The 18,277-nt window shown below is 70.3% G+C and carries 17 protein-coding genes; 9 read left to right on the top strand and 8 right to left on the bottom strand.

Annotated features, from left to right (window positions below):
- The first annotated feature begins 246 nt into the window (after window positions 1-246).
- Both GA0070619_RS15880 and GA0070619_RS15875 read left to right on the top strand, forming a co-directional pair.
- On the top strand, window positions 247-4,188 hold the full coding sequence (locus tag GA0070619_RS15880) for a ThuA domain-containing protein (RefSeq protein WP_088948796.1): 3,942 nt from the start codon (window positions 247-249) through the stop codon (window positions 4,186-4,188).
- Between the two features lie 135 nt (window positions 4,189-4,323).
- Window positions 4,324-5,400, top strand: a complete 1,077-nt coding sequence (locus GA0070619_RS15875; protein ID WP_088948795.1) for a hypothetical protein — start codon at window positions 4,324-4,326, stop codon at window positions 5,398-5,400.
- A gap of 13 nt (window positions 5,401-5,413) precedes the next feature.
- On the opposite strand, the gene GA0070619_RS15870 is transcribed toward GA0070619_RS15875, so the two are convergent.
- Window positions 5,414-5,710 carry a hypothetical protein gene (locus tag GA0070619_RS15870; RefSeq protein WP_197699534.1) on the bottom strand — a complete coding sequence of 99 codons (297 nt, stop codon included), beginning with the start codon at window positions 5,708-5,710 and terminating at the stop codon, window positions 5,414-5,416.
- A gap of 118 nt (window positions 5,711-5,828) precedes the next feature.
- Here GA0070619_RS15870 and GA0070619_RS15865 point away from each other — a divergent pair, with 118 nt between their 5' ends.
- Window positions 5,829-6,281, top strand: coding sequence for a MarR family winged helix-turn-helix transcriptional regulator (locus GA0070619_RS15865; RefSeq protein WP_088951833.1), 453 nt, complete (start codon window positions 5,829-5,831; stop codon window positions 6,279-6,281).
- Window positions 6,282-6,317: 36 nt separating this feature from the next.
- On the opposite strand, the gene GA0070619_RS15860 is transcribed toward GA0070619_RS15865, so the two are convergent.
- A complete protein-coding gene (locus GA0070619_RS15860; RefSeq protein ID WP_088948793.1) occupies window positions 6,318-6,782 on the bottom strand; it encodes a septum formation initiator in 465 nt (154 codons plus the stop codon).
- 102 nt (window positions 6,783-6,884) lie between these two features.
- Between GA0070619_RS15860 and GA0070619_RS15855 the strand changes: the two genes are divergently transcribed.
- The 4 genes from GA0070619_RS15855 (at window position 6,885) to GA0070619_RS15840 (ending at window position 10,122) form a co-directional block, all read left to right on the top strand.
- Window positions 6,885-7,580 (top strand): response regulator transcription factor, encoded by a 696-nt coding sequence (locus GA0070619_RS15855; RefSeq protein ID WP_088948792.1) that lies wholly within the window; start codon window positions 6,885-6,887, stop codon window positions 7,578-7,580.
- The gene (locus tag GA0070619_RS15850) at window positions 7,577-8,863 is read left to right on the top strand and encodes a sensor histidine kinase (protein ID WP_088948791.1); all 1,287 of its coding nucleotides are present in this window, start codon (window positions 7,577-7,579) and stop codon (window positions 8,861-8,863) included. Before GA0070619_RS15855 ends, GA0070619_RS15850 begins: the two co-directional genes overlap by 4 nt.
- A gap of 28 nt (window positions 8,864-8,891) precedes the next feature.
- Window positions 8,892-9,446, top strand: coding sequence for a DUF5872 domain-containing protein (locus GA0070619_RS15845; protein ID WP_088948790.1), 555 nt, complete (start codon window positions 8,892-8,894; stop codon window positions 9,444-9,446).
- 106 nt (window positions 9,447-9,552) lie between these two features.
- Window positions 9,553-10,122, top strand: coding sequence for a PepSY domain-containing protein (locus GA0070619_RS15840; protein WP_088951832.1), 570 nt, complete (start codon window positions 9,553-9,555; stop codon window positions 10,120-10,122).
- Between the two features lie 71 nt (window positions 10,123-10,193).
- Here GA0070619_RS15840 and GA0070619_RS15835 read toward each other — a convergent pair whose 3' ends face one another.
- Window positions 10,194-12,086: an ABC transporter ATP-binding protein gene (locus GA0070619_RS15835; protein ID WP_088948789.1), complete on the bottom strand. Its 1,893-nt coding sequence runs from the start codon at window positions 12,084-12,086 to the stop codon at window positions 10,194-10,196.
- Window positions 12,087-12,137: 51 nt separating this feature from the next.
- Window positions 12,138-12,767, bottom strand: a complete 630-nt coding sequence (locus GA0070619_RS15830; protein ID WP_088948788.1) for a hypothetical protein — start codon at window positions 12,765-12,767, stop codon at window positions 12,138-12,140.
- A 342-nt stretch (window positions 12,768-13,109) separates the two neighbouring features.
- Between GA0070619_RS15830 and GA0070619_RS15825 the strand changes: the two genes are divergently transcribed.
- Both GA0070619_RS15825 and GA0070619_RS15820 read left to right on the top strand, forming a co-directional pair.
- Complete coding sequence (locus tag GA0070619_RS15825; RefSeq protein WP_172862049.1) at window positions 13,110-13,976, top strand: aldo/keto reductase; 867 nt, start codon at window positions 13,110-13,112, stop codon at window positions 13,974-13,976.
- 60 nt (window positions 13,977-14,036) lie between these two features.
- Entirely contained in the window at window positions 14,037-15,305 is a 1,269-nt protein-coding gene (locus tag GA0070619_RS15820; RefSeq protein WP_269458509.1) for an MFS transporter, read from the top strand.
- 159 nt (window positions 15,306-15,464) lie between these two features.
- Here GA0070619_RS15820 and GA0070619_RS15815 read toward each other — a convergent pair whose 3' ends face one another.
- From GA0070619_RS15815 to GA0070619_RS15800, 4 genes are all read right to left on the bottom strand, one after another.
- Window positions 15,465-16,715, bottom strand: coding sequence for an HNH endonuclease signature motif containing protein (locus tag GA0070619_RS15815; RefSeq protein WP_088948786.1), 1,251 nt, complete (start codon window positions 16,713-16,715; stop codon window positions 15,465-15,467).
- A gap of 52 nt (window positions 16,716-16,767) precedes the next feature.
- On the bottom strand, window positions 16,768-17,271 hold the full coding sequence (locus GA0070619_RS15810) for an HAD domain-containing protein (protein WP_088951830.1): 504 nt from the start codon (window positions 17,269-17,271) through the stop codon (window positions 16,768-16,770).
- Between the two features lie 145 nt (window positions 17,272-17,416).
- On the bottom strand, window positions 17,417-17,764 hold the full coding sequence (trxA, locus tag GA0070619_RS15805; RefSeq protein ID WP_088948785.1) for a thioredoxin: 348 nt from the start codon (window positions 17,762-17,764) through the stop codon (window positions 17,417-17,419).
- Entirely contained in the window at window positions 17,734-18,126 is a 393-nt protein-coding gene (locus GA0070619_RS15800) for a MerR family transcriptional regulator (RefSeq protein ID WP_088948784.1), read from the bottom strand. The genes trxA and GA0070619_RS15800 overlap by 31 nt, the downstream gene beginning before the upstream one ends.
- Between the last annotated feature and the right edge of the window lie 151 nt (window positions 18,127-18,277).

The raw sequence follows: 18,277 nt of genomic DNA, 5'->3' as shown, positions 1-18,277 counted from the left end.
GTCGGGCTGCGAGCGCGTCCACCGCACCTCGGGGGCCCTCCGCGCACGGATCGCAGCCGGAAAACCGTTATTCGATCTAGCTCTCGACGGTCGTCCCTGACCTGCGGAGATAACGCTCTCACGGATGGTGGGAGAGTGCTTGACGCGCCCGTGATTCGGGCGCAACGATGCATTCACATATCTCGTTCCACCACCGCCAGGCGTGATCGGCGCACGCCGTCCCTCGCACCGCGAAAGGACCCCACCGTGCGCAGATCCCTGAGATCGTGGCTCGGCCTCGCGCTGAGCACGATCCTCGTGGCCGGAGGCATCGTCGCCGCGCCGCCCACGGCCAGCGCCGCACCCTTCACCGTGCTGGTCTTCAGCAAGACCGCCGGATTCCGGCACGGATCCATCACCCCGGGCATCACCGCCATCCAGCAGCTCGGCGCCGCCAACGGCTTCACCGTCGAGGCGACCGAGGACGCCGCCCAGTTCACCGACGCCAACCTCGACCGGTTCGCCGCGGTGATCTGGCTGTCCACCACCGGCGACGTGCTCAACGCCGCCCAGCAGGCCGCGTTCGAGCGCTACATCACCGGCGGCGGCGGCTACGTCGGCGTGCACTCCGCCTCCGACACCGAGTACGACTGGCCCTGGTACGGCGGGCTGGTTGGGGCGTACTTCGCCTCGCACCCCGCCGAGCAGAACGTCACCGTCAAGGTCGCCGACCAGGTGCACCCGTCCACCGCGACGCTGCCGCAGCGGTGGAACCGGTTCGACGAGCTGTACAACTACCGCACCAACCCCCGGGGCAACGTGCACGTGCTGGCCACGCTGGACGAGAGCACCTACACCGGCGGGAGCATGGGCGCCGACCACCCGATCTCCTGGTGCCAGAACTACTCCGGCGGCCGGGCCTGGTACACGGGCCTGGGGCACACCGACGCGTCGTACACCGAGGCGAGCTTCCGTCAGCACCTGCTCGGTGGCATCAGGACCGCGGCCGGGGAGGTCGACGCCGACTGTGGCGCCACCGTCACCAGCAGCTTCCAACAGGTGGAGCTGGCCAAGGGCGCGGCCGAGACCGGTGAGCCGATGAGCCTGACCGTCCTGCCGGACCGGGGCGTGCTGCACACCTCCCGCAACGGCGTGATCCGGCACACCGACGCCGCCGGCAACACCAAGATCGCCGCGACCCTGCCGGTCTACACCGGAGACGAGGAGGGTCTGCAGGGCATCAAGGCCGACCCGAACTTCGCCACCAACCGCTGGGTGTACGCCTACTTCGCCCCACCACTGAGCACCCCCGGTGGCGGCGCCCCAGCCACCGGCACACCGGCCGAGTTCGCAGTCTGGGAAGGCGTCAACCGGCTCGCCCGGTTCACCGTCAACGCGGACAACACCATCAACCTGGCCAGCGAGACGCTGATCCTCAACGTGCCGACCAGCCGGGGCATGTGCTGCCACGTCGGCGGTGACATGGACTTCGACGCGGCGGGCAACCTCTACCTGTCCACCGGTGACGACACCAACCCGTTCGACTCGGCCGGCTTCACCCCGATCGACGAGCGGGCCGGGCGCAACCCGGCGTTCGACGCGCAACGCACCTCCGCGAACAGCAACGACCTGCGCGGCAAGGTGCTCCGGATCAAGCCGAGCGCCGCCGGGGGCTACACCATCCCGGCCGGCAACATGTTCGCCCCGGGCACCGCGAGGACCCGCCCGGAGGTCTATGCGATGGGCTTCCGCAACCCGTTCCGGATGAGCGTGGACAAGGCCACCGGCATCGTCTACCTCGGTGACTACGGTCCCGACGCGGGCACCGCCGACCCGAACCGGGGGCCGGCGGGCAACGTGGAGTTCGCCCGGATCGACCGACCCGGCTTCTACGGCTGGCCGTACTGCACCGCCCGCAACGACGCGTACAACGACTACACCTTCCCGTCCGGGCCGTCCGGGCCGAAGTTCAACTGCGCGGGCGGGCCGGTCAACAACTCGCCCAACAACACCGGCATCACCCAGCTGCCGCCGGCCGTCCCGGCGTGGCTGCCGTACGGCGGCTCCGGCTCGCCGCCGGAGTTCACCGGCGGTGGCCTGTCGCCGATGGGCGGCCCGGTCTACCGGTACGACCCGAACAACACCTCGCCCGTGGCGTTCCCCGAGTACTACGACGGGACCTACTTCGCCGGTGAGTTCGGTCGCCGCTGGATCAAGAACATCAAGCTCGACGCGTCCGGCCAACCGCTGAAGATCAACCCGTTCCCGTGGACCGGCACGCAGGTCATGGACATGGAGTTCGGGCCGGACGGCGCGCTCTACGTGCTCGACTACGGCACCGGCTGGTTCAACGGCGACGCCAACTCGGCGCTCTACCGCATCGAGTACGCCCGCGAGGGCCGAGCGCCCGTCGCCAAGGTCTCGGCCACCCCGACCAGCGGCACCGCGCCGCTGACCGTGGCCTTCTCCTCGGCCGGCACGCTCGACCCGGACGGTGACCCGTTCACCTACGCCTGGGACTTCGACAACAACGGCACCACCGACTCGACAGCGGCCAACCCGAGCTTCACGTACACCACCAACGGGACCCGCAGCCCGACGTTGACGGTCCGGGACACCACCGGCAAGACGGCCACCGCGAGCGTGGTGGTCACGGTCGGCAACAGCGCCCCGATGGTCACCGTGAACACCCCGTTGAACGGGCAGACCTTCACCTTCGGGGACGCCGTGCCGTTCTCGGTCACCGTCACCGACGCCCAGGACGGTGCGATCAACTGCGCCCGGGTGAAGGTGAACTACGTCCTCGGCCACGACTCGCACGGCCACCAGCTCGGCAGCGTGCAGGGCTGCTCCGGCGTCATCCAGACCTCGGCGGACGGCGAGCACGACACCGCGGCGAACATCTTCGGCATCATCGACGCCGAATACACCGACCTGGGCGGTGGTAGCCAGCCGCCGCTGACCACGCACACCCAGGCCGTCCTGCAACCTCGGGTACGCCAGGCCGAGCACTTCGGTGACTCGTCAGGTGTCCAGATCGTCGCCGGGGCGGCGGGGCACGGCGGCGCGGCGGTCGGCTACGTCGACAACAACGACTGGATCTCGTTCCGCCCCTACAACCTGACCGGCGTCCAGTCGTTCAGCGCCCGGGTCGGAGCACCGGCCGGTGGCGGCGGCACGGTGGAGTTGCGGGTCGACTCGCCCACCGGGCCGCTGGTCGGCTCGGCCACCGTGGTGCCCACCGGCGGGTACGCCAATTTCGCCACGGTCACCGGTGGGGTCACCGCCCCGACCGGCACCCGAACCCTGTTCCTGGTCTTCAAGGGCGCTGGGCCGTGGTTCGACATCGACGAGTTCACCCTCTCCACCAGCCCTGGTGGACCCGGGCCGGACCCGGACCCCGACCCGGATCCCGAGCCGGGCACCAACCTGGCCCGGGGCAAGCCGGCACGAGCGTCCAGCTTCGAGGGCGCGTACGGCGCGGCCAACGCGTTCGACGGCGTGGCCGGAACCCGGTGGGGCAGCGCCTTCAGTGACCCGCAGTGGATCGATGTGGACCTCGGCGCCACGTACTCGCTCAACCGGGTCAAGCTGACCTGGGAGGCGGCGTACGGCAGTGGTTACCAGATCCAGACCTCGCCGGACGGGGTCAACTTCACCACGATCCGTACGGTGACCGGCGGCGACGGCGGGGTGGACGACCTGACCGGGCTCAGCGGGTCCGGCCGGTACGTCCGGCTCCTGGGCACCACCCGGGGGACCGCCTGGGGCTACTCACTGTTCGAGTTCGAGGTGTACGGCGGCACCGGTGGCCCCTCCGGCGGCAACCTTCTGCTCAACAAGCCCACGTCGACCTCCAGCAACGAGGGGGCCGACGTGTCCGGCGCCCAGGCGGTGGACGGCAGCCTCACCACCCGCTGGTCGAGCACGTTCTCCGACCCGCAGTGGATCCGCGTCGACCTCGGCAGTCCCACAGCGATCGGTCGGGTCAAGCTGAGCTGGGAGGCGGCGTACAGCAGCGCGTACCAGATCCAGACCTCTAACGACGGCACCACCTGGACGACGGTGAAGACGGTGACCGGCGCCGACGGCGGCGTGGACGAGCACACCGCGCTCGGTGCCAACGGCCGCTACCTGCGGATCAACGGCACCGCCCGGGGCACCGGCTACGGGCACTCGCTCTGGGAGGTGGAGGCCTACACCAGCTGAACCACCACCGTTGACGTGGCCGGCACGGTGATTCGTGCCGGCCACGTCCGTCAATGCAGCTCGCCTGCGACACAACGCGGACGCCGCTCGGGTGCGGCTACGCCGCAGCGGCCTACTGACCGACGGAGGTGCGGCGTGAGCAGCGACGATCTGGAGCGCCGCTACCGGCGGCTGCTGGCCGTCTATCCGTGGGAACACCGTCGGGTGTACGAGGACGAGATGCTGGCCGTGCTCCTCGCTGGTGCACGGCCGGGCCAGCGACGACCCGGCGCCGCCGACGTGCGGAATCTGGTCGGCGCCGGCTTGCGGGCGCGGCTACGGGTGGGCGCACGGGGGTTCACCGAGTCGAGCTGGGCGGACGCGGCGACGGTGACCGGCCTGCTGGTCGGAGTCGTACTGCTGGCGCTCGCCAGCAGGACGCTGCTCGACCTGCTCGTCCGCGCGTCGAGTCCGCCGCCCGGGTTCGCGTCGAGCGGTCCGGATCTCGTCGACTGGTTGCACGTCGCCGGCTGGGCGGGCGTCTGCGCAGCGGTGCTGGTCGGGTGGCGTTGGGTCGCCGCCGGTCTCGCCTGGGCCGGCGTGCTCGGTTGGGGTGCGCTCGTCGCGCCGCAGGCCGGTGACAACCCGACGTATGTGGTGGACACGTTGCCGCAGTTCGCCCTCGCCGTGGTGGCTGCCGCCGCGCTCACCGTGCCGGCGCTGCGCCGCCGGGCGATCGCGCTGCTGGGCGTACGCCGACTGCTGGCCCTGCTGCTCGCACCGGCCGCGATGGTCGCGCTCCTTGTGACGAACCGGGCGACCAGCCCCACGTTCGGCTTCGTCGGCGAGGTGTCGTACCAGGTCTTGTACGGCATCGAGGCCAGCAGTGAGCTGGTCGTCTGGCTCTACGTCGCGGGCCTGGCGGCTGCCGCTTTGGCCATGGTGATCGCGGTGGCCACGCTCACTCCGGAGGTACGCCGACGGATCGTCGTCATGCTGCTGCCCGTGGCAGCCCTCGCCCTGGTGATTGACAGCGCCCTCGCCGGTTGGGTCACCTCGACCATGCACATGGGACACACCGTCCCCCTGGTGCCGGCTCAGTGGGCGATGCTGGTGCTCGTCGCGCCGGTGACCTTCCTGGCCGGGGCGCTACTGGTGCGGCGGCGAGAGGAGACCCTGCGGATGGTCGCCCTCGGCCGGAACGTCGACCGCGAGCAGCCATTGGGTCAGTGAGGTGGACGGGTGTTCACCCGACGCCTGGCGGCTGGCCATCACCGGCGCGGAACACCGCTCGGGTCAGATAGTGCCGCGACTGCCGATCGAAGCGTCCGAGCAGATCGCGGGCGGCAGGCGGGACAACGGAGGCGGACGGATCGCCGCCGGTGAAGGCCGACACTGCGGCGAAGTCCGTGAAAGTCATGGCGGTGAGAAATTCGCTGCCCTCGGTGGGGTCCAGCTCCTGCGGGGAACGACGCAGAACCCGAAGCTCCCGAAGCCCGGCCACCCCCCGGGCGAGGATCGAGGGCGCGATGTCCTGCGTCAACAGCCGATCGTAGGCGTCAGCGAGAGCGGGCTCCGTCCACCCGCTCCACAGTCGAAGAATCATGACAGCATGCTGTCATTCCAGTAGTAGGCTGTCAACGTGCGGTAAGGTGCTGCCGATGACCGAACGGAAACAGGACCGGGTCGACGCGTATCGGCTGCTGGTAGCAGACGTGTATGAACTGGCAGGCGAGTCTCGGCGCTCAAGCGAGGAGCTCGCCCGAGAAGAGGGCCAAACTGCCGCCCGATTGCACGTGATGAGCGTGCTCTCCGACGGTGCCCGCACCGTCGCCAGCGCGGCGCGCAGACTCGGCCTCGCTCGACAGAGCGTGCAGCGAGTGGTCGACGACCTGGCCCGTGCCGGGATGGTGGAGTTGCACGACAACCCCGATCACCGCCGCGCGCCACTGGTGACACTCACGACGGCAGGGCTGGCCACGCTCACCGGCCTCCTGGAACGCTCCGACGCCGACCGCCGGGACGCCGTGGAACGAGCCGGCCTCAGCCTCAGGGATCTCGAGAATGCGCGCGCGACGCTCAGGCGGTTGGTGGACGCCCTGCAGAGCCGGTGAACCGCCGCGACACTCACCGCACCTGCGCCCGGGCCGTCAGTCGTCGGCGACGGCCACCGGCTCCGAGCCGATGCAGCGCACCTTCAACTCGTACTCCCGGGTCGGCCCCCGAAACTTGACCTCGACGTCGTCGTCCGGGCCCCGGTCCACGTCCCTGACCCGGTAGCCCTGCGCGGGCGCCCAGGAGACGAGGCGTACGCCACCGGCACCGCACTCGGCCACGGCCGTGCCGCCGTCGGTGGCGAACCCCCGGCGGACCCCGGAGCTCGCGCTCGGCGTGGGGCTGGCCGTGCCCGGCCCGACTGAGGCGGTGCCCGTCGTGCCGGTGGGCACCGGCTCCGGCGAGGCGAGCGCCCGTTCGATCTCGGCCTCGCTGCGCACCCCACCCGGTGTGCCGGTGAGGCTCTCGCCGACCAACCGGATCGCGCCCAACCCGATCAGGGTCGCCACGGCGACGGTGGCCACCCACCCGGCGGCGACGAGAATCGAACGACGGCCCATGCTCTGACTATCCCCGATCCGTCCTTGTCGTTGGCACATCCGGACGCTAAGGCATGGTTAACGTGCGCCTAGCTGACAGCGGTAGCGGTTAGCCTGCCAGCTGTGGCCCGCCTGTTGCTCATCGAGGACGACCTGACCATCCGTACCCCGCTGATCCGTGCCCTGCGGGAACGCGGCCATGCGGTGGCCGCGGCCTCGACCGCGATGGCCGGGCTCCGCGACGCACTGGAGGACCGTCCCGATCTCGTCGTGCTCGACCTGGGCCTGCCCGACCTGGACGGACGCGAGCTGCTGCGGATGCTGCGCGCGGTCAGCTCGGTGCCGGTCATCGTGGCCACCGCGCGCGACGACGAGGCCGAGATCGTACGGGTGCTCGACGCCGGTGCCGACGACTACCTGGTCAAGCCGTTCACGGCGGCGCAGCTCGACGCCCGCGCCCGGGCGGTGCTGCGGCGGGGGCCCTCCGGTGCCGACGCGCAGGACCCGGCGCTCGTCGTCGGCGGGCTGCGCGTCGATCCCCGGGCCCGGCAGGTCACCCTGGACGGGGTGGTGGTCGAGCTGACGCCGCGCGAGTTCGACCTGCTGCACCACCTCGCCGGCCGGCCCGGCCAGGTGGTCACGAAACGTGAACTGCTCACCGAGGTCTGGCAGATCCCCTACGGAGGTGCCGACAAGACCGTCGACGTGCACCTGTCCTGGTTGCGTCGCAAGTTGGGGGAGAACGCCCAGCAGCCTCGTTACCTGCACACCGTGCGCGGTGTCGGGGTGCGTCTCGAAGCGCCGGCGGCGCAGCCATGAGGGCACGGCTCGCGTTGCTGGTCGCCGCGGTCAGTGTGCTGACCCTCATCGCCTTCCTGGTGCCGCTGGCGCTGCTGGTCCGCACTGTCGCCGAGGACCGGGCCACCGTCCGGGCCACCGCCGACGCGCAGAGTCTCGTGCCGGTGGTCGGCACCGCCGACGCGGCGACCATCCGGCTCACCGTCGAGCAGCTCGCCGCGGAGTCCGGACGACCGGTGAGCGTGTTCCTGCCGGACGGCACGGTGCTCGGCGCCCAGACCCCCCGTACGCCGGCGGTGGCCCTGGCCGCGCGTGGGCAGAGCCTCACCGGGAAGTCGGCGGCCGGCCGGGAGGTGGTCATCGCCGTGCAGGGCCGGGCGGACGGCACCGGCGTGATCCGGATCGTGGTGCCGCAGCACGAACTGACCGCCGGGGTCACCCGGGCCTGGCTGGTGCTCGCGCTGCTCGGCGTGATCCTCGTGCTGATCGGGCTGCTGGTCGCCGACCGGCTGGCACGCACCCTGGTCCGGCCGATCAGCGACCTCTCCGCCGTCTCACACCGGCTCGCCAACGCCGAGCTGGACGCCAGGGTCACCCCGGCCGGCCCGCCCGAGCTGCGCGAGGTCGCTGGTGCGCTTAACCACCTCGCCACCCGGATCCAGGTGCTCCTCGTCCAGGAACGCGAGCAGGTCGCCGACCTGTCCCACCGGTTGCGGACACCGCTGACGGCGTTGCGGCTGGAGGCGGAGTCGCTGCGCGACCCGGAGGACGCGGCCCGGATCACCGCCGCCGCCGACGGTCTCGAACGTGCGGTCACCGGGCTGATCCGGCAGGCCCGGTGGCGGCACTCACCGACGGGCCCGGCCGCCTCGGACGCGGCGGCGATCGTCGCCGACCGGGTCGCGTTCTGGTCTGTGCTGGCCGAGGACACCGGCCGGGCCGTCACCCTCGACCTGGCACCTGGGCCTCTCCCGGTCGGTGTGGCAGCCGACGACCTGGCGGCGGCCGTGGACGCTCTGCTCGGCAACGTCTTCGCGCACACCCCCGATGAAACGCCGTTCGCCGTCCGGCTCGCCCCGGACGCGGGGGAGGTGGTCCTCAGCGTCGCCGACGAGGGGCCGGGCATGCCGGCCGGCGCCGTCCGCCGGGGCGCGAGCGCGGCCGGCTCGACCGGCCTCGGCCTGGACATCGCCCGCCGCGCCGCGCAGGCCGCCGGCGGTCGCCTGGAGTTGCGGACCGGCCCGCGGGGCGGGGCGCAGGTGCTGCTGCGGCTCGGACCACCGACGTCACGGCGGCAGGCATAGCCGCTGCGGTCCCGGGTAGCTGCGAGTCATGGCGCGGTACACGAAACCCGAGCTCAGAGAGCAGATCAAGGAAGAAATCAAGTCCTCCGACAAGGGCGGCCGGCCGGGACAGTGGTCGGCGCGCAAATCGCAGCTGGTCACCCAGGAGTACAAGAAGCGCGGCGGGGGATTCCTCGGCGAAAAGGACGAGCGGCAGAAGTCGCTCCAGCGCTGGGGCAACGAGAAGTGGCAGACGAAAGAGGGCGACACGCGGGCGCGCAAGGGCGACACGACGAGTCGCTACCTGCCCAAGAAGGCCTGGGACGAGATGTCGGAGAGCCAGAAGCGCGCGACCGACACCAAGAAGCGCGAAGCCTCCCGCACCGGCAGGCAGTACGTCGCGAACACCGGCCCGGCCAAGCGAGCGCGTCGAGACGCCACCACGGCCGGCCGGATGACCGAGATGTCGGTCGCCGAGGCGGCAAAGCTGGTCCGGGGCCTCGACACGCGACAGCTCAAGACCGCACTGCGTAACGAGCGTGCCAGCAAGGACCGCAAGACGCTCGTCCAGCGGCTCGAAGCGGAACTCAACCGGCGCGGCTGATTTGTCCGTCGACCGCCTTAACCTGGCCTTAGCGTCCCGACAGCGCGCTGCTATCCCGATTTGACCGATCCTCGGAGTCGACAACCGAGGAAAGGTGGACACCACCATGAAGCGCACCAATCTGCTTCTGGCGACGGTCGGCGGTTCGGCGGTGCTGGCGGTGGCCGGGGTCGCGCTGGGCGTCAACGCCGCGAACGACTCGCGGACCGGCGGCACGACGCTCGCCGCGGCGACCGTCGCGCCGACGGCCACGGACGCGCCCGGGGCCAGCGGTTCGCCGTCGGCCAGCGGCACGCCGTCGGCCGAGACCCCATCGGGTACGCCGTCCAGCGGGACGCCGTCAGCTGGCACCTCGCCGGCGGGTAGCGCGGTCGACGAGAAGCGTGCCGGTGAGATCGCGCTCGCCAAGGCCGGTGGCGGTCAGATCGTCGAGGTCGAGTCCGAGCAGGAGCACGGTCGACCGGTGTGGAGCGTCGAGATCGTCGCTGGCGACATCGAGCACGAGGTGGACGTCGACCGGGACAACGGTTCAGTGGTCAAGGCCGAGCAGGAGCCGGTCGACGGCGACGATGACGCCGACGACAAGGACGATGACGCCGACGACAAGGACGACGACGACAACGACGACAACGACGACGACGACAACGACGACAACGACGACAACGACGACGACTGACCGTCCGGCGCCGCCGCCCGTCACGGGGATCCCCCGGGCGGGCGGCGCGCTGGTCGTGGAGCAGGCGTGCCTCAGATGGCGACGCGTTGCTCCTTCACCGTCGGCTGGTCCTGGTCGAACTGGGTGCGGTACAACTCCTGATACCGGCCGCCGGCGTCGAGCAGGTCGCCGTGTCGCCCACGCTCGACGATGCGTCCGTCTTCGACGACGAGGATCTGGTCGGCCGCCCGGATGGTGGAGAGTCGGTGCGCGATGACCACGCTCGTGCGGCCGGTCAGGGCTTCGGCGAGAGCCTCCTGAACCGCGGCCTCGGAGGTGGAGTCGAGATGCGCGGTGGCCTCGTCGAGGATGACCACGCGTGGACGGGCCAGCAGCAGCCGCGCGATGGTGAGCCGTTGCCGTTCCCCGCCCGACAACCGGTACCCGCGTTCACCGACGACGGTGTCGAGCCCATCGGGAAGTGTGCGGATCAGGTCGTCGAGGCGGGCCCGCCGGAGCACCTCCCACATCTCGTCCTCCGTGGCGTCCGGCTGAGCGAACGCCAGGTTGGCGCGGATGCTCTCGTGGAAGAGATGCCCGTCCTGGGTGACGACACCCAGCGCCGTCCGGATCGACTCGGCTGACAGGTCGCGTACGTCGACGTCGGCGAGCCGCACCGCGCCGTCCTCGACGTCGTACAGGCGGGGGAGGAGCTGCGCGATCGTCGACTTGCCCGCCCCGGAGGAGCCGACGAGGGCGACCATCTGCCCCGCCTCGGCGCGGAACGACACACCGTGCAGCACTTCCTCGCCGCCGCGGGCATCGAGCTTCACAACATCTTCAAGAGACGCGAGCGACACCTTGTCCGCCGACGGGTAGCCGAACCGTACGTCGTCGAACTCCACCGCGACCGGCCCGTCGGGAAGCGGGCGGGCGTCAGGCCGGTCGAGGATCAGCGGCTTGATGTCGAGGATCTCGAACACCCTCTCGAAGCTCACCAGCGCGCTCATCACCTCCACCCGGGCGCTGGCCAGCGAGGTCAACGGCGCGTAGAGGCGCGACAGCAGCAGCGCGAGGGCGACCACGGTGCCGGCGTCGAGGCTGCCCCGGAGTGCGTAGATACCACCCAGCCCGTAGACCAGGGCCAGCGCCAGCGAGCCGACGACGGTGAGCGCGGTGATGAAGACCCACTGGAGCATGGCGGTACGGATGCCGATGTCCCGCACCCGACGGGCCCGCGCCGCGAACTCGGCGGACTCCTCGGCCGGCCGCCCGTACAGCTTGACCAGGGTCGCGCCGGGCGCGGAGAAGCGTTCCGTCATCCGCGTGCTCATGGCCGCGTTGTGCTCGGCCGCCTCACGCTGCAACTGGGCGAGCTTCGAACCCATCCGGCGCGCCGGGAGAACGAAGATGGGCAGCAGCACGAGCGCCAGCACCGTGATCTGCCACGAGAAGCTGAGCATCACCGCCAACGTCAGTGCCAGGGTGACCGCATTGCCGACCACCCCGGACAGCGTGTCGCTGAAGGCCCGCTGCGCACCGATCACGTCGTTGTTCAGGCGGCTGACCAGCGCGCCGGTGCGCGTCCTGGTGAAGAACGCCACCGGCATGCGCTGCACGTGGTCGAAGACAGCCGTCCGCAGCTGGACGATGAGCCCCTCACCGATGCTGGCGGAATGGAACCGCGTCACCAGACCCAGGCCGGCTTCGGCCAGGGCGATCACGGCGATCAGCACCGCCAACCGGATCACGACGCCGCTGTCGCCGCCGTCCACGATGGCCTCCACCACCCGTCCGGCGAGGACGGGTGCCGCCACCGTGAGGACCGCCGTCACCACGCTCAGCAGCAGGAACCTGACGATCAGGGCCCGGTGCGGCCGCGCGAACTCCACGATGCGCTTCAGGGTGACACGGGACAGTGGTCGTTCTTCCTGCGCGTTCATCGCGTGGTGCAGAGACGTCCACGCGGTAAATTCCATGCTCATGCCTTACCTCCGATACCGGAGGTTAGGACCTCACCCGAGCTTGAGGTCAAGTCACCGCGCGGGGCGTTCCAGTTCGGCGCGGATCTGACCGAACACACTTCGCGGGTCATCGGCCCTCGTGAAATTCATGAAGGTCACCATGCCGATGGTGTGCTGATCACTCCACACGCAGACGTCGACCGGGATGCCCGTCCCGGCCTGACCGGTGCCGCAGCCGGCCACCCCGCCCAGCGGGCCCGGCACGACCGACCCCACGTCGGTGACCTTCGGCAGCCCGGCGAAGATCTTGTTCAGTGTCGCGGTCGGGTTGGTGATCGTGCCGGACACCGCGCTGATCAGGATGCCCCGCTGGTCATCGCTGGGAATGTGCAGCCCGCGCTCACGGGAGTACACCTCTTCGGCCCGGACGTAGGCGGTGCCCATCGCGCTGGTGGGCCCAGCGGCGAGCAGCTTCTTGAAGTTGCCCATGTTCTGCTCAGCTTGGCCGCGGATGACCCGATCCACGGATTCGGTCCAGGTGCCCAGGAGCTTGGCTGGCTTGTCGATGCGCATCGCCGCAGCGGGGGGCGACGACTGCGTGGCCGCTGCCGGCGCGGGAGTGTCGGACTGCCCCGAGCACCCGGTCGTGAACAGCAGGATCGCCGACGTCAGCGCGCCGACGATGGTTGGGCCAGTCGGCATCGTGCGCGTCATTGAGTCCCGTCCCCGTCTCGATTTCGCGCGAAAGATATCTCAACGCCCCGCTGCCACAAGACCCGCCCCGAGCGCTGAACGACAGTGGACAGGAGGGCGAGGCCGCGACCGTGCTGATCGGGACCGCGCTGAGCGACGGCGACCGTGCCTTCGGAGGCGGATCCGTCAGACGTGGACGGTAGGGGCACCACGACCGAGATGAAATTCGGGCTGTCACTGCGCCGCCGAAGGAGCGCTTCCCACGATAGATAACCTAACAACGATTCTGCGCGATCGGTATCGGGCAGACGACCGACTGCGCAGGTCAGCGGCGGTGGCTAAGTTCGCCCAATGCCCACGAACATGATCAGTGCGAGTTCCGCTGGCACCTGGACCCTCGGCGACCTGACCGTCAACCGGATCGGATTCGGCGCGATGCGCCTGACGGGCAACGGCAGCGCGGCGAGCGACCGCGCGCGGGCCGTCGGCGTGCTGCGCCGGGCGGTCGAGCTCGGCGTGAACCACATCGACACGGCGGCGTTCTACTTCTCGCCGCTCCGGTCGGCCAACGAGTTGATCAATAGTGCGCTGTCGCCGTACGCCGATGACCTGGTCATCACCACCAAGGTCGGGCCGGGCCGCGACCCCTCGGGGGAATGGCTGCCGTTGGCCCGGCCGGACCAGCTGCGCGGGCAGGTCGAGGAGAACCTGCGCCAACTCGGCCGTGACCATCTGGATGTGGTGAACCTGCGCCAGCACGGACTGGACTCGGTCGCGGAGCACTTCGGCGCGCTGGCCGAACTGCGCGACGCCGGTCTCATCCGGCACCTCGGCCTGTCCAACATTCGCCCGCAGCACCTCGCGCAGGCGCAGGCGATCGCCCCGGTGGTCTGTGTGCAGAACACGTACGGTGTCGACACCCGACGCATGCACGACCAGTTCGTGCGTACCTGCGGCGACCAAGGTGTCGCGTTCGTGCCGTTCTTCGCGATCGCTGGCGACGGACGTGAGGCCGGCGGCGTGGCCGCCAACGCGGCAGTGCAGGCCGTCGCGCGCACGCACGGCGCGACGCCGGCACAGGTGCGTATCGCGTGGACCCTCAGCCGCGGCCCGCACCTGCTGGCCATCCCCGGTACCGGCAACCCCGACCACCTGGTCGAGAACCTGGCCGCCGGGGCGCTGGTCCTGTCGCCGGACGATTTGGCCAGCCTCGAGTAGCGGCCCGGCAGGATGCGGCCCTGCCGCGAGCCCACGACCTCCGACGGAAGGTCCGTCCCTGTGCAGGCAGCGACAACGCCCATTCCCATTCCGCCGCCCGACAGCTCATGGCTCGTCGCCCGAGGACTCATCCCCGATCATGGCCCTCGGCGCGTCCTGGCCTTCGCGACCTTCGTCAACATGCTCGGAAGCGGCATCTTCATGGCCAGCGCCGTGCTCTTCTTCACCCGATCCGTCGGGCTTCCCCTTGCGCAGGTCGCTCTGGGCATGGGCATCGCAGCGTTCGTCGGGATGCTCGCCGGGATCCCGGTGGGGCACCTCGCCGATCGCCGGGGGCCGCGCGAGATTTATCTGCTGACTCTGATCATCCGTGCCGCCACCATGGCCGCCCTGGCCTTCGTGCACACGTTCTGGCTGTTCGTCGTCCTGGTCTGCCTGACCCAACTCGCCCACTCAGCCGGCGGGGCGTCTCGCGGTCCGCTGGTGCGGGGCTTCGGCGGCACGCACCTGGCCCGGTACCGGGCCTATCTGCGTTCGGTCGCCAACCTCGCCGGATGTTGTGGCGCCCTCGCAGCCGGCGCCGCGGTGCAACTGGACACCCGTGCGGCCTACCTGGCCCTGGTCGTCGGCAACGCCATCAGTTTCCTGGCGTGCGCCGCGATCATCACTCGGCTGCCCTCGTTGCCGCCCATTCCAGTGCCCCAGATGACCGGGCGCTGGATCGCACTGAAGGACAAGCCCTATCTGGCAGTCACCGCGCTGGACGCCATCCTGGGAATTCAGGGCCAGGTGCTGGTCTTCGCGCTGCCGGTGTGGATCGTCTCGCAGACCCACGCGCCGCGCTGGTTCGTCGGAGTGGCCGTGCTGGTCAACACCGCCCTCGTGGCGTCACTCCAGGTCAGAGCGAGCCGGGGGATCGACACCAGTCCAGCGGCCGGTCGGGCCATGCGCCGCTCCGGGGTGGCGTTCCTGATCGGGATGGCCCTGATCGCCGCCACGGCGGCGATGCCCGGCTGGCTCGCCGTTACGGTGATGACGCTGGGGGTCGCCGCGCACACCGTCGGCGAGCTGTGGCACGCGGCGGGCTCACTCGAGTTGCAGTTCCGGTTCGCACCTGCGCACGCGCAGGGGCAGTACACGGGAATCTCCGGGCTCGGCACGGGCCTGGCCAACGTCGCCGCACCTTCCATACTGGGCCTGCTCTGCATCGCCTGGGGTGCCCCCGGATGGCTGCTGATGGGCGGCATCTTCGTCGCGGTCGGGCTCGCCGCCCCGGCGGTCGTCCGGTGGGGCGAGCGAACGCGTCCGCACTCAGCGGAGGCCGTCTAGAGACCAGCGATCGTGGACGGCAGCAGCGCGGGTGGCGCCCGTCGACGGCGGCACAGAAGGGCCCGATGTCGGGCATCAACGCGACCGACCACTCGTGGAGTCGTCCCGAGGGCATGCCTCGTCACCACGGCAGGAGTGATGGCTCTCCGCTGGTCGTGTCTATGTCCGTCGGTGGTAGTGGTTGCGGCGGGGGAGCTGGTCGGGGTCGAGCCAGGCCGGGGGTACGAACTCTGGATGGCCGTCGTCGCCGAGTCGGACGGTCCAGTCGTTGTGGTGGAGGTGTCGGTGGTGGTGGCCGCAGAGTAGGACGGCGTTGTTGAGGTTGGTGGGGCCGCCGTCGGCCCAGTGGTGGATGTGGTGGGCGTCGCACCAGCGGGGTGGGCGGTCGCAGCCGGGGAAGGCGCAGCCGCGGTCGCGGAGCACGAGGGCGCGGCGTAGTGGGCCGGTGATGAGGCGGCGTTGTCGGCCGACGTCGAGGACCTGACCGGTGCCGCCGAGCACGGCGGGCAGGATCGCGGCGTCGCAGGCGAGTCGGCGCACCGTTTCCGGTGTGAGGTGCAGGCCGGTGTCGAGGGTGCCGGCGCCGAGTTGCCCCGCGAGGGCGTCGTAGCTGGTGGTGACGACGACCTGGGCGGGGTCGCCGCCGTGTTCGGGTAGCTCCCCGGTGCGCAGGCTGAGCCGGCAGAGGTCAGCGAGGGCGTCGTGGCGGCGCTGCCCGGCGCAGCGCTGGTCGTCGGGGCCGGACGGGGCGGTCAGCGGGTCGATCGCGGCGCGCAGCAGGCCGGCCGTTTCGCTGTCGAGGATGCCGGTGAGTCGGAGTCGGCCGTCGGTCAGCGTCGACATCGTGACGTGGCGGTCGCGGCTCGTTCGGCGGGCGTCGGCTTCCAGTGTGGCCTGGGCGGCGGCGTCGGCGATGTCGGGTGCGACGTGGTCGAGGATGCGGGTGCCGAGCTTGCGCAGCAGGGTGGGGTCGAACTGGCCGGCCCACTCGGTGAGCACACCGACGGCCTTGTCGGCGGCCTGGGCGCCGGCCGACGTGTGCACGGTGGTGACGGTGTCGGCGATGACCCTGGCCTGGTCGAGGGTGATGTGCCCATCGGCCAACGCTTGTCGTATCCCGGGGTTGCCGGTGTCCAGTGCGGCGGCGAGGTCGACGAGCCGGCGGGCAGCGGGAACGGTGAGGCGCAGTCGCTCGCGCAGCCAGACCGCGGTGCTGGACGCGCCCTGCGCGACCGCAGTGCCCCGACCGTCCACCTCCCGCACCAACGCCAGCTTCACGGCGGCGAGACGCTGCTCCAAGCGGTGCGCGGCATCGAGCGCCGCGACCAGCTCATCATCGGCGAGGGCCCAGACGGCGTCGTCAACGCAGGCAGCGACCGCGTCGTCTACCTGCGCCAACTCCTCGACCATGACCACACACTAGAACAGGTGTGCGACAACTTTCAGTGGCAATGATCGATCGTTATGAGGCGGAGCCGAGAGGTTCCTGAGGGTTGTTGAAGGGCCTGGCCCAGGTGATGACGCGGTCGATGGAATCGCGGGTGAGGCCGATCGCCGGGTCGGTGGTGATCAGCAAAGTGGGGCTGGTACGCCTCGCGGCCCAGACGTGGGCTTCGGGCGAGTGAAGGTCGTCAATCCATGTTGCGGGCCGTTGCTGGGCGTAGGCGGCAATGAGTGGGATTTTCTCGCTGGGGTGGAATGGTGTGCACGGCATGGTGACCACCGGCAGGGGAGTGATGTGCAGAAGCGGAGCGAGGAGTTGGTTTGCTTCATCGTTCCAGCTCGTGGCCCAGGCTATGTCCAGGACGGCACTCGCTTCAGTGATCCAGGTGCCGTGTACGGGGTTGACACGGACGGGTTCCTCTCCGGGGAACAGGCGGTGCTCGGTGTAGCCGGCCGGCGGTTGAGGACTGCCGTACGGGTTGAGGACGCCGTCGATGTCGAGCAGCAGCAGGGGTCGGGTTATTCGCACGTCACGACGCCGTGTTCAGACGGAGGGGAGACGGTCGCTCCACCACCCGCGCGGCGAGGACCGGTGCCGCCAGACGCGGACCACCGTCGCCACGCTCAACAGCAGGAGGCGGGAGGCGGCACTCGACCAGCGGTGACGGTCACAGGCCGGCGTGCATGGTCAGGCTCTGCCGCAGGTGGAGTTTCGGCCTGGATCCGACGATCGAGCCGACGACCTCGCCGCCACGGATCACCAGCAGTGTCGGCAGGGACATGACTGCGTAGCGCCGCGTGGCCTGCGGGTTGTCGTCGGAGTTGAGCTTGGCGATGACCATCCGGTCGCCGAACTCCTGTGCCAGCTCGACGAGGCTCTTCTCGATCATCTTGCACGGCGGGCACCACTCCGCCCAGAAGTCGACCACGACGGGCCGGTCGCTGGCCAGCACCAGCTCGGCGAACGTGTCGTCGGTGACGGTGATCAGGGAGCTGACGCTCGTTTCCTGGGGCATGTTTTCTCCCGGTGCTCGATGGCGTGGGTGAGCTGGGTGTGCAACTGCTGACGGACCGCTCCGAGCCGATCGAGGTAGTCGTCGACCTCGGCGAGCTTGCGTCGCAGCACCAGCACGGAATCCGGACAGACGTCACCGGACGCGTTGCCCGCTCGCAGGCAGGCGACGAACGGTCGGACGTCGTCGAGGCCGAAGCCGACGTCGAGCAGCGCCCGGATCTCCCGGACGACCCGCAGCTCCGCCTCGTCGTAGACGCGGTAGCCGTTCGCTGAGCGCTGCGGTTGTACCAGCCCGTGGGCTTCGTAGTAGCGCAGCGTTCGGGTGCTCGTGCCGGCCCGTTCCGCCAGCTCGCCGATCAGCATCAGACCTCCTCGACCAGCCTGTCGCGACCAGGCTAAACCTTGTCGTCAGCGTCAAGGCAAGGCTGCTCCCGAACCCAGGCCCGAGCCCAGGCCCAGCCCTGAGCCCAGGCTCAGGCCCGAACCCAGGCCCAGGCCCAGGCATGGCTCAGGG

Origin of the sequence: Micromonospora zamorensis (genome assembly GCF_900090275.1) — a bacterium.
GTDB lineage: Bacteria > Actinomycetota > Actinomycetes > Mycobacteriales > Micromonosporaceae > Micromonospora > Micromonospora zamorensis.
The sequence above is the reverse complement of the archived record's forward strand: the minus strand, read 5'-3'. Positions and strand labels throughout refer to the sequence as shown.

Coding starts and splice junctions, on each gene's coding strand:
- GA0070619_RS15845 (WP_088948790.1), top strand. CDS start 8,892: ATGGCGCGGTACACGAAACCCGAGCTCAGAGAGCAGATCAAGGAAGAA.
- GA0070619_RS15850 (WP_088948791.1), top strand. CDS start 7,577: ATGAGGGCACGGCTCGCGTTGCTGGTCGCCGCGGTCAGTGTGCTGACC.
- GA0070619_RS15800 (WP_088948784.1), bottom strand. CDS start 18,126: ATGCTGATCGGCGAGCTGGCGGAACGGGCCGGCACGAGCACCCGAACG.
- GA0070619_RS15830 (WP_088948788.1), bottom strand. CDS start 12,767: ATGCCGACTGGCCCAACCATCGTCGGCGCGCTGACGTCGGCGATCCTG.
- GA0070619_RS15825 (WP_172862049.1), top strand. CDS start 13,110: ATGCCCACGAACATGATCAGTGCGAGTTCCGCTGGCACCTGGACCCTC.
- GA0070619_RS15835 (WP_088948789.1), bottom strand. CDS start 12,086: ATGAGCATGGAATTTACCGCGTGGACGTCTCTGCACCACGCGATGAAC.
- GA0070619_RS15860 (WP_088948793.1), bottom strand. CDS start 6,782: ATGGGCCGTCGTTCGATTCTCGTCGCCGCCGGGTGGGTGGCCACCGTC.
- trxA (WP_088948785.1), bottom strand. CDS start 17,764: ATGCCCCAGGAAACGAGCGTCAGCTCCCTGATCACCGTCACCGACGAC.
- GA0070619_RS15815 (WP_088948786.1), bottom strand. CDS start 16,715: ATGGTCGAGGAGTTGGCGCAGGTAGACGACGCGGTCGCTGCCTGCGTT.
- GA0070619_RS15865 (WP_088951833.1), top strand. CDS start 5,829: ATGACCGAACGGAAACAGGACCGGGTCGACGCGTATCGGCTGCTGGTA.
- GA0070619_RS15840 (WP_088951832.1), top strand. CDS start 9,553: ATGAAGCGCACCAATCTGCTTCTGGCGACGGTCGGCGGTTCGGCGGTG.